The 10,450-nt window shown below is 71.3% G+C and carries 10 protein-coding genes; 4 read left to right on the top strand and 6 right to left on the bottom strand.

Features of this window, described 5'->3' with window-relative positions; all coding sequences use genetic code 11:
- Positions 1-100: 100 nt before the first annotated feature.
- On the bottom strand, positions 101-1,009 hold the full coding sequence (locus tag Voc01_RS18790) for a phosphotransferase family protein (RefSeq protein ID WP_203928759.1): 909 nt from the start codon (positions 1,007-1,009) through the stop codon (positions 101-103).
- Positions 1,010-1,044: 35 nt separating this feature from the next.
- The gene (locus Voc01_RS18785) at positions 1,045-2,817 is read right to left on the bottom strand and encodes a bifunctional metallophosphatase/5'-nucleotidase (protein WP_239160305.1); all 1,773 of its coding nucleotides are present in this window, start codon (positions 2,815-2,817) and stop codon (positions 1,045-1,047) included.
- Positions 2,818-2,885: 68 nt separating this feature from the next.
- Between Voc01_RS18785 and Voc01_RS18780 the strand changes: the two genes are divergently transcribed.
- Positions 2,886-3,542 (top strand): phosphotransferase, encoded by a 657-nt coding sequence (locus Voc01_RS18780; protein WP_203928758.1) that lies wholly within the window; start codon positions 2,886-2,888, stop codon positions 3,540-3,542.
- On the opposite strand, the gene Voc01_RS18775 is transcribed toward Voc01_RS18780, so the two are convergent.
- The gene (locus Voc01_RS18775; protein WP_203928757.1) at positions 3,531-4,538 is read right to left on the bottom strand and encodes a fatty acid desaturase family protein; all 1,008 of its coding nucleotides are present in this window, start codon (positions 4,536-4,538) and stop codon (positions 3,531-3,533) included. The genes Voc01_RS18780 and Voc01_RS18775 overlap by 12 nt on opposite strands.
- Positions 4,539-4,647: 109 nt before the next feature.
- On the opposite strand from Voc01_RS18775, the gene Voc01_RS18770 reads away from it, so the two are divergent.
- Genes Voc01_RS18770 through Voc01_RS18760 form a run of 3 tightly spaced genes read left to right on the top strand, consistent with a single transcriptional unit; the run spans position 4,648 to position 7,397 of the window.
- A complete protein-coding gene (locus Voc01_RS18770) occupies positions 4,648-5,973 on the top strand; it encodes a sensor histidine kinase (protein ID WP_239160304.1) in 1,326 nt (441 codons plus the stop codon).
- Positions 5,925-6,569 (top strand): response regulator transcription factor, encoded by a 645-nt coding sequence (locus tag Voc01_RS18765; protein ID WP_203928755.1) that lies wholly within the window; start codon positions 5,925-5,927, stop codon positions 6,567-6,569. The genes Voc01_RS18770 and Voc01_RS18765 overlap by 49 nt, the downstream gene beginning before the upstream one ends.
- 30 nt (positions 6,570-6,599) lie before the next feature.
- The gene (locus tag Voc01_RS18760) at positions 6,600-7,397 is read left to right on the top strand and encodes an SAM-dependent methyltransferase (RefSeq protein WP_203928754.1); all 798 of its coding nucleotides are present in this window, start codon (positions 6,600-6,602) and stop codon (positions 7,395-7,397) included.
- A gap of 85 nt (positions 7,398-7,482) precedes the next feature.
- On the opposite strand, the gene Voc01_RS18755 is transcribed toward Voc01_RS18760, so the two are convergent.
- From Voc01_RS18755 to Voc01_RS18745, 3 genes are all read right to left on the bottom strand, one after another.
- Positions 7,483-8,208, bottom strand: a complete 726-nt coding sequence (locus tag Voc01_RS18755) for an ABC transporter permease (RefSeq protein WP_203928753.1) — start codon at positions 8,206-8,208, stop codon at positions 7,483-7,485.
- Positions 8,205-9,068, bottom strand: coding sequence for an ABC transporter ATP-binding protein (locus tag Voc01_RS18750; protein WP_203928752.1), 864 nt, complete (start codon positions 9,066-9,068; stop codon positions 8,205-8,207). Before Voc01_RS18750 ends, Voc01_RS18755 begins: the two co-directional genes overlap by 4 nt.
- 70 nt (positions 9,069-9,138) lie before the next feature.
- Positions 9,139-10,248 (bottom strand): endonuclease, encoded by a 1,110-nt coding sequence (locus Voc01_RS18745; protein WP_203928751.1) that lies wholly within the window; start codon positions 10,246-10,248, stop codon positions 9,139-9,141.
- Between the last annotated feature and the right edge of the window lie 202 nt (positions 10,249-10,450).

The following is a 10,450-nucleotide window of genomic DNA, read 5'->3' as shown; positions in this document are numbered from 1 at the left end:
GTGCAAGATCGGCGCATGGCTTGAGTGGCGCACGGCGTGAGTGGCGCACGGCGTGAGTGGCGCGTGCGCCGGTCGTTCCGACGGGCGAGGGCCAGCTCGGTCAGGGCAGGCGGGCGGTACCCAGGACGAAGTCGGTGTACCCCGCCGGCACCGGTACCCCCTCGGTCTGCATCCAGTGCAGCCGGCTCGCCCCGACGAGCGCGAGCGTCACGGAGTACCCCAGGTGCGCGTCCTCGGCCGAGACCTTGCCCTGCAGCCCGTCGACGTAGTACGGGAACGGGTCGGTCAGTGTGGAGAGCGCCAGGTGCGCCAGGTCGAAACCGGCCGCGCCGGTGCCGAGCGTCCCCCAGTCGAGAACCGTGGTGACGTCGTCGCCGCTCGCGATCAGGTTGCCCGGGTGGAAGTCGCCGTGGCACAGCACCACCGGCACGGAGTCGAGCACCTTCATCAGGTCGTGCCGGCGCGCCCACACCGACTGCACCTCGCTCGGAGCGTCCACTGTGGACCAGTCCAGCTCGGTGACCGCGAGGCGCTGCGCCAACTGGTCTCCGGCGAGCCACGGCGCGTCCGGGATCGGCGCGGTGGCGTGCCAGGTGCCGAGGTGGTGGGCGGCGACGTCGGTGCGCTCCGGCGGGCCGACGACGTCGGCGAGGTACACCGAGTCGTCGATGACCTCGTAGCAGTACGGCGCCACGAGGCCGGCGCCGAGCGGGTTGATCAGCACCCCCGACGCGTACGCGAGCGACTCGCGCCGCCAGTAGGCCCAGTGCCGCGGGTCGCCGGCCGCCTCGTGGTGCCGACCGCTGCGTAGCGGTTCAAACACCTTACGTATCACCGAGAACGGCTTCTCTCCGGCGCCGGAGCGCAGGACACCGGAGATGCGCGTGACGCTTCCGGTGGCGGCGCCGATGGTGCCCGTGACGATGGGGGTCTCCGACGTCTCGACCACCCTGGCGTCGCGCCGGCCGGCCACCGCCCGCACCACCGAGAGGGGAAGTTCCTGGTCCACGACGTCAGTATCGCATCCGCGATCTTGAGATCACCTCAGAAGACCGGAACGCCGGCCCGCACGAGGCGCCAGTTCTCCACGGAGAACTGCGCCGGGTCGATCACGCCCCGCGCCTGGGCCCAGTCGATCAACAGTTGGCGAATCTCCTGTTGCGCGTTGTAGATCTGGTTCTTCACGATGCCGGGGAAGTTGCCGCCGCCGCTGCGCCGGTAGTTGTTCACCGCCACCACGAACTGCGCGGCCGGGTCGACCGGCGCGCCGTTCAGGTCGAGGCGGGTGATCCGGTCGCCAATGGGACGACTGATGTCGATGTCGTAGTCGACACCGGACAGCGTGTCGTAGTTGTAGTCCGGCACGGCCGGGTCGCTGATCGTGGCGGGGTCGACCGGCGCGCCGGGCGCGTGCGTCACGAAGTACTTCGCCGAGAACTCCAGGTACGCCTTCACCTCCGCGCCCGTGAGAACCACGGCCTCGAGCGTGTTGTCGTAGATGTAGAGCCCGGCGACGTCCTTGATCTTCACCTGACCGGCGGGGAAGCGCGCCGTGCGGCTGAACGGCGCGGCGATCGACAGCACCGGCAGGCCGGCGTACGGGCCGCCGGCGAGTGCCGCGGCGACCGTGTCGGTCTGCACCTTGTTGATGTAGTCGAGGATCGGGGTGTCCCGGTACCGGCTCTCGACCGCCGACAGTTCCACCACCGACGTCGCGACGACCTGGTTGACGTAGGCGACCGTCTTCGCGTGCTGCGCCCGCACCGCGGCGACGACCGCCGGGTCCTCGGCCACGGTGTTGGTGTTGAGCATCGTCGCGCGCCTGCTGTCGACGTGCCACCGCCCGCGCCGGCGGCTCAGCGTGAAGTCCATCCGCGACAGTCGTTGACCCCACCGCGACGGCTCGGTGAGCAGCACCTGCTCGCCGGTCTCCCGGTTGGTGACGAACCGCTCGACCACCTCGCGGTGCGCGTGCCCGAACAGGATCGCGTCGATGTGCGGCACCTGCTCGGCGATGAGCGCGGTCGGGTTCTCGTTCGGAAGTTCGGGGCCGTAGCTCGACTCGCCGCTGTCGCCGCCGTGCGCCGAGACCAGCACGACGTCGGCGCCGAACAGCCGCATCACCGGCACCCACTTGCGGGCCGTCTTCACCATGTCCTCGAACCGCAGGATGCCCTCGACGTTGGCCCGGTCCCAGATCGCCGACCCGGGGTTGGTGAGGCCGAGGATGCCGACCCGCAGCGTCGGCGCGCCCCGGCCGAGATCGACCTTCTTCACCACGAACGGCAGGAACGCCGGTAGCCCGGTGCGCGCGTCGACGGCGTTCGCGGCGAGTGCCGGGAACCCGAGCTGGCGGATCCACAGGCGCAGCAACGGGATCCCGTAGTTGAACTCGTGGTTGCCGAGGGTCACCGCGTCGTAGTCGAGCACGTTCATGGCGTTGGCCATCGGGTGCGTCTCGCCGGTGCTCGTGATCGGCTCCTGCTTCGCGTAGTACGTCGCGAGCGGCGTGCCCTGGATCGTGTCGCCGGCGTCGAGCACGAGCGTCGCCTTCCCGCGCCGTTCGGCGCGGATCTGCGCGACCAGCGCCGCCAGCTTCGCCACACCGACGTCGTTGCGGGCGCTGTCGTCGTACTCCGCGTCGCGGTAGTAGTCCCAGTTGTAGACGTTGCCGTGGGTGTCGGAGGTGCCGAGCACGGTCAGGTCCCACGTCCGGTCGCTGTTCGCGCCGGCCGGGGCCGCGTTCACGAGGGGACCGGCGGCCGCCGCCGCTGTCGCACCGGCGATCACGCCGCGCCGCGAGAGTCGAGGTGTCACCCGTCGCACGCTAACCGCCCCGATGTGACCGCGACAGGGCTCGATCCCTCGCGGGTACCCTCGGACGGGTGGAACTCCTGGCCAGCGGCTCCGACGCCGACGTCTACGCCGTCAGCGACACGGAGGTAGTCCGCACCTACCGCGCGCAGGTCGACGCGCGTCCGGAGACGGTGGTGATGCGCCACGTGGCGCGGCACGGGTACCCGGTGCCGGCGGTCCACCGCGTCGACGGGCGCGACCTGTGGCTCGAACGCCTGCACGGGCCGATGATGCTCACCGCGGTGGTCGACGGCACCCTCGGCCCGGGGGAGGCCGGCGCGACGCTCGCCGACCTGCACCACCGGCTGCACGCCCTGCCGCCACCGCAGGGAACCCCGGCCGGCGAGCGCCTGCTGCACCTCGACCTGCACCCGGCGAACGTGATGATGACCGGACGCGGTCCGGTGGTCATCGACTGGCGCAACGCCCGCACCGGCCCGCCGGACCTAGACGTGGCGCTCTCGGCTCTGATTCTGGCCCAGGTCGCGCTCGACCCCGACCTGTCCGCCGACCTATCTGCCGCCGCCCGCGAGGCGCTCGCGTCGTTCCTGGCGGCGGTCGGTGGCGACCCACTGTCCGAACTGGACGGTGCGGTGGCCCGCCGCCGGGCCGACCGCAACCAGACCCCCGCCGAGACCGGACGGCTCGCTGCCGCCGCCGGCCTCGTCAGAGCGTCACTGCCGTAGCGGTGCACCCACCTCGTGCAGGTGGCGCAGCGCCTCGCCGTACGAGGCGACCAGCCCGGTCTCGCAGTAGGGCACCCCGAGCTCGGCGCAGAACCCGCGCACGATCGGCTGCGCCCGGCGCAGGTTCGGGGTCGGCATGCTCGGGAACAGGTGGTGCTCGATCTGGTAGTTCAGCCCACCGAGCGCGACGTCGACGAACGGCCCGCCGCTGACGTTGCGCGACGTGAGCACCTGCTTGCGGAGGAAGTCATCCGTGCCGTCCGGGGTCGGCATGCCCTTGTGGTTCGGCGCGAACGTGCACCCGAGGTAGACCCCGAACAGCGCCTGGTGCACGACGAGGAACGCGACCGCCTGCAGCGGGCTCAACACGAACACCAGCGCGGCGACATACCCCAGGATGTGCGTCCCGAGGAGGACGGACTCCAGGCCGCGCCGCCGGATGCCGCCCCGCGCGAGGGCCCTGACGCTGCTCCGCCGCAGGCTCAGGCCGAGCAGCGTCAACAGCGGGAAGAACAGGTACGCCTGGTAGGCGTTGACGAACCGGACCAGCCCGCGCCGCCCGACCGTCGCCTCCCGCGACCAGATGAGGATCTCGGGTGCCACGTCGGGGTCGAGGTCCTCGTGGTTGGGGTTGGCGTGGTGGCGGGTGTGCTTGTCCATCCACCAGCCGTAGCTCATGCCGATCGCCAGGTTGCCGGCGATCAGCCCGGCCACCTCGCTCGGTCGGCGGCGCCGGAACACCTGCCGGTGCGCCAGGTCGTGGGCCACCAGCGCCACCTGCGCGTAGACCACCGCCAGGAAGACGGCCACCGGCAGCTGCCACCAGGAGGCGCCGATGGCGAGGAACGCGGCCCAGCCGCCGACGAGCGCCAGCGCCACGGTCGACAGCCGGAACGCGTAGTAGCCGGGTCTGGGCCGGAGCAGGCCGGCCGCGGTGATCCGTCGGGACAGCGCCGCGAAGTCACTGCCGGCGCGCGGAGGAAGGGTCGTCGTCACGTATCGATCAAACGTGCGCGGGCGCCGGAAAACATTGGGGACATGTCCCCACGGTCCGGTAGGGCCAGCACTACCGTCACCGGCCGCCGACGCGGCGAGAATGGACGGCGTGGAGAGACTGTGGTGGTTCGAGCTTCCGGCACACGTGTTCCGGCGCGGGGAGCTGTGGCGGGCGCTGCGGGCCGCGCTGATCGCGCTGCCGGTCGCGGTGCTGAGCCTCGCCGGCAACCTCGTGCTGTTCGTGCTCACGGTCGTGTCGCTCGTGCTGATCCCGCTGCCGTTCATCGGGTTCACGCTGTTCCCGGTGGTCACCACGGTCACCAGGGGTGTGATGGGCGTGCACCGCCGGATGGCGTCGTGGGTGGGCGTCGACATTCCCCGCCCGTACCGGCCGGTGCCGCCGAACACGCCGTTCGGCACGCTGCGCCGGTTCCGGTTCGCGATGAAGGACCCGGCCGTGTGGCTGGACTTCGCGTGGCTGATCCCCGGCGCCATCAGCGGGTTCGTGCTCGGTCTGCTCGCGCTCGTGCCGACCGTGTACGGGCTCGAGGGCGTGCTCCACATCCCGCTCGTCGTCTACGGGCTCACCGGCAGCTGGGGCTACGGCGTCGTCTGGCCGTTCGACAACTGGTTCGAGGCGTGGACCTCCGTGCCGCAGGGCGCGCTGCTGCTGACGATCGGGCTCACCACCGCGCCGTTCCTGATGTGGGTCCACATGAAGTTCGCGAGCTTCTTCCTGTCTCCCACGGGGAACAGCGCGCTCAAGGAGCGCGTGCAGGTGCTCACCGACACGCGGGCCGAGACCGTCGACGCCCAGGCGGCCGAACTCCGTCGCATCGAGCGCGACCTGCACGACGGCGCGCAGGCCCAGCTGGTATCGCTCAGCATGAACATCGGCCTCGCCGAGGAGCTGATCAGAAGGGACCCGGAGGCGGCCATCAAGCTGCTCGAGGAGGCCCGCGAGTCCAGCGGCACGGCGCTGAACGAGCTGCGGCACCTGGTGCGCGGCATCCACCCGCCGGTGCTCGCCGAGCGCGGGCTCGAGGGCGCGGTCCGGGCGCTCGCGCTCGCGGTCCCGGCGACCGTGACGGTCGACGTCGAGCTGCGGGGACGGCTGGAGGCACCCGTCGAGTCGGCCGCCTACTTCGCGGTGGCGGAGGTGCTGGCGAACATCGCCAAGCACAGCAACGCGCGCACGGCGTGGGTCCACATGCGACACGACGACGGTCTGCTGACGATCGGCGTCGGTGACGACGGCGACGGCGGCGCCGACCCGACCGGTGGCACCGGTCTGCGGGGGATCGAGCGACGGCTCGCGGCGTTCGATGGAACGATGATGGTGTCGAGCCCGCCCGGCGGGCCCACCGTCGTCACCATGGAGCTTCCGTGCACGTTGTCATCGCCGAAGACCTCGCCCTCCTCCGAGACGGCCTGACCCGCCTCCTCCAGGCGTTCGACTTCCAGGTGGTGGCCGCTGTCGACAACGGACCGGCGCTGCTGCCGGCGCTCGTCGAGCACCGCCCCGACGTCGCGGTCGTCGACGTGCGGCTGCCACCCACGTTCACCGACGAGGGCCTGCAGGCCGCCGTCGCCGCCCGGTCGCGGATTCCAGGCCTGCCGATCCTGGTGCTCTCCCAGCACGTCGAGCAGCTGTACGCCCGGGAACTGCTCACCGACGGTACCGGCGGCGTCGGCTATCTGTTGAAGGACCGCGTGTCGAACGTGGCCCAGTTCATCGACGCCGTGAAACGTGTCGCTGCCGGCGGCACCGTGATGGATCCGGAGGTCGTCGCGCAGTTGCTGGCCCGCCGCCGCCGCGACGACCCGCTGGAGAACCTGACCGCGCGCGAGCGCGAGGTGCTCGGTCAGATGGCCGAGGGCCGCTCCAACGCGGCGATCGCGGGCAAGCTCTTCGTCACCGAGAAGGCGATCAGCAAGCACATCAACAGCATCTTCACCAAGCTCGGTCTGCCGCCCTCCGACGACGACAACCGACGGGTGCTGGCCGTGCTCGCCTACCTGAATTCGTGACCGGACGCCGCGTCTGATAGGAATTCATACGTGGCAGGCCCGATCGATACATCTGTCCCGCACCCGGCGCGACGGTACAACTACCTTCTGGGCGGAAAAGACAACTTCGCGGCCGACCGCGCGTCCGCCGACCAGCTCACCGCGCTGTTCCCCACGGTGCGCACGGCCGCCATCGAGAACCGCCGGTTCCTCAAGCGTTCGGTGCGGTTCCTCGCCGGCGAGCGCGGCATCCGCCAGTTCCTCGACATCGGCACCGGGCTGCCCACCGCCGACAACACCCACCAGGTCGCGCAGCGCGTCGCGCCCGAGTCGCGCGTGGTGTACGTCGACAACGACCCGATGGTGATGGTGCACGCCCGCGCGTTGCTCACGAGCACGCCCGAGGGCGCCACGAGCTACCTCGAAGACGACCTGCGCCACCCCGAACAGATCCTGCGCCGCACCGAGCTGCACAACACGATCGACATCGACCAGCCGGTCGCGCTGATGCTCGTCGCCGTCCTGCACTTCATCCACGACGAGGACGAGGCCGTCCGCATCGTCCGCCGGCTCACCGACGCGCTCGCGCCCGGCAGCTACGTGGTCTTCTCCGGATCCACCACCGACTTCAGCGCCCCCGAACTGGCCGAGCCCTACAAGGAGCTGGTGCGCGCGGGGAAGATAGACATCTGGCCGCGGTCGAAGGCCGAGTACGAGAACCTGTTCTCCGGCCTCGAAATCCTGGAACCAGGCGTCGTCGCGGTGTCCGAGTGGCGCCCCGACGGCGAGGCCGAGGTCCCACCGGCCGCCGACGTCCAGATCCTCGGCGGCGTCGCGCGCAAGGTCTGAGCGCCGGTCACCGTCCATCGTGCACGGTCCATAGTGGACGCATGTGCCGGCGGGCCGTGCGTCCACTATGGACTTCCGCCCGGGCCTACGCGTCCCGCCGGCGCATGACCCGGCCACCGACGAACAGCGCGGCCGCCGACCACGCCGCCGTGACCGCGGCACCGACCGCCGGCGGGTAGGGGTCGCCGTCGCCGCTCAGGAAGTGCGACGCGGCCGGGCCGGGGGACAGGTCGGCGACCCAGGTGAGCGCCGCGATGTCGGGCGCGGCGAGCAGCGGCGGCACCAGGATCAGCAGCAGGAACAGCACCACGAGGGTCAGCACGGCGCCGCGGAGCGCCGCACCCAGTCCCAACGCCAACAGCCCCAGGAGCGCCGACACCACCGCGATCGCGGCGAGGTCCGCCAGGTCGGGCGAGGGCGGGTCGGTGAGGATGGGCGCCGCCGCGGCCGCGCCACCGACCGCGAGCACGGCGCCGGCGGCGGCGGTGACGGCCGCGACCACGACGGCCTTGGCCAGGAGGACGCGGGTGCGCGCGGGTGTCCACTGTAGAGTCGCCCGCATCGTGCGGTGGGAGTACTCGTTCGTGACCGCGAGCATCGCGAGGGCCAGCACCGCGAGCTGCGCGACGGAGAACGCCTCGACCGCCACGTCGGTGGCGCTCGACCCGGTGAGCTCGTCGCCGTTGTCGACCCAGAACGCGACCTGCACGCTCGACAGGAGCATCACGGCGAGCGCTCCGACGAGGGCCCACCAGGTCGAGCGGACCGACCACAGCTTCGTCCACTCGCTCGCCACCGTCGCGCGGATCATCGGACCAGCTCCATGTACGCCTCCTCCAGGGATGCCCGTCCCGGGCTGAGCTCGTGCAGCCGCACCCCGAGCGTGTGGGCGAGGTCGCCGACCTCCGCGGCGGTGACGCCGGTGAGCACCAGGCCACTGCCGTTACCGGTGACACCGACCGTGGGGGCGAGGTGCCTGCGCAGCTCGCTGAGGTCCGGGCCGCGGACGGTGACCGTCGCCGTCCCGACGAGCTCCTCGACGCTGGCGTCGGCGATCAGCCGCCCTTTGTTGATGACAATCAACCGGTCGGCGGTCTGTTGCATCTCGCTCATCAGGTGGCTGGACACGAACACCGTGCGGCCCTCCCGTGCCAGCGACCGCATCAGCTCCCGGATCCAGCGGACGCCATCGGGGTCGAGGCCGTTGACCGGCTCGTCGAGCAGCAGCACGCCGGGGTCCCCGAGCAGCACGCCGGCGATGCCGAGGCGCTGCATCATGCCGAGGGAGTAGGTGCCGGCCCGCTTGCCGGCCTTGTCGCCGAGGCCGACGGTGGCGAGCACGGCGTCGACCCGCCCGGGCGCGATGCCGTTGCTCTTCGCCATGGCGACGAGGTGCGCGCGGCCGCTGCGTCCCGGGTGCACGCCGTTCGCTTCGAGGAGGCCGCCGACCTCGTGCAGCGGGAACTTCAGGTCCTTGTAGCGCTTGCCGTTGATCAGGGCGGTGCCCCGGTCGGGCCGGTCGAGGCCGAGGATCATCCGCATCGTGGTGCTCTTGCCGGCGCCGTTCGGTCCGAGGAACCCGGTGACGCGCCCGGGCGGCACGTCGAAGGTCAGGCCGTCGACGGCGGGTCTGCCGTCGTAGCGCTTGGTGAGCTCGCGTAGAGCGATCATGCCCCGGACGGTACGGGTCCGCCGGCCCGCCGCGCTGCCGCCGACAGTGACGTGGTCGACCTGACTTTCGTCAGGTTCCCCAGATCGACGCGGCCCACTCGGGGTGGTCGACGAACGGGTTGCGGTTGTGCTGCCAGGTCGCGAACACGACCTCGTTGCGCCGCCGCTCCTGCGCGTCCGGCGGGTCGGCGGCGTGCCACCGCAGCAGCACCGACAGGCGTCCGGTCCGTGGTGCCGAGCCGTTGTTCACCGCGTCGTTCAGTTCGAGGTCGGGGTACCCGTCGCCGCCCTCGTACCGGATCGCCATGTACATGAGCATCCGGGCGACGTCGCCCTTCACGGCGTCACGCGGCTCGAACGAGTCGGTGTCGGTGCGGCAGCCGGTGCACTCGGCCACGGTCGAGCCACCGGTGTCGAAGTCCTTGTTGCCGCGCGTCGAGTTGACGGTGACGTCCTCGGGGCGCAGGTGGTGCAGGTCCGTACCGGGTCCGGCCGCGGTGCCGAAGTCGCCGTGCGACTGGGGCCACACGTGCTCGCGGTTCCAGTCGTCGGCGTTGCCGCCGTTCGACGTCTTGCTCTGCGAGCGCCCGGAGTACAGGAGCACCACGTTCGCCGCGTTGGCCGGATCCTGGTCGGTCTGCTGCAACGCGGTCCAGACCTGGCTGTAGCTCAGCTTCGTGTGGTTGCCGATGATGCCGTGCAGCGCCGCGCGCAGCGCCGCACCGGACTTACCGGCGGCCGCGGCGTAGTAGTCCGACGTCGTGCCTCCGCTCGTGGCCATCGAGGTGGGCTCCTTCAACCCGCCGTGGCTGAAGTACGCCGTCAACTGGCCCGCGACGACGATCCGTCGGCCCATCAGCCCGGGGTTGGTCCGCAGCCCGAACGCCGCCCGGTACGCGCTGGTCACCTGCACGTAGAGCATCCGCGCGGTGCCGGTCTCCGACGCCGAGTCGGCGATGGCGATCGCCGTGTCTCCGGTGAACCCCGACCGCAGCACCGACCCGGCCGACACCGGCTGCCCGACGACGAACCCGGCGACCGGAGCCGCCCGGCCGTCCTGAGCCGCCAGGGCGGCGGCCACGGTGAGCTCCGCCTCGGCCGAGGCCGGCGCGACGACGACGCCCCCGGCGAGCAACCCCACCAGAGCCACGAGCCAGCCCCATGACCGCATGCGCCTCATGAACCACCCCACCAGGCTCCGAGCCAGTGCGATGATCGTAAATGTCTTCGCGGCTCCGGCCCAGCCAATCCGGCCAACCTGGCACGCCCGCTACCCGCCCACCGTCCGCTGGCCGTGCATCGACCTCCGCGCAACCGGGGAGACAAAACGCGTCCCGGACAGCACTTCCTCTCCCGGCACACACCGCCGCGACCCGGATGTG

This window comes from Virgisporangium ochraceum (genome assembly GCF_016863655.1).
GTDB classification, from domain to species: Bacteria; Actinomycetota; Actinomycetes; order Mycobacteriales; family Micromonosporaceae; genus Virgisporangium; species Virgisporangium ochraceum.
This window is presented reverse-complemented; position numbering and strand designations above follow the sequence as displayed.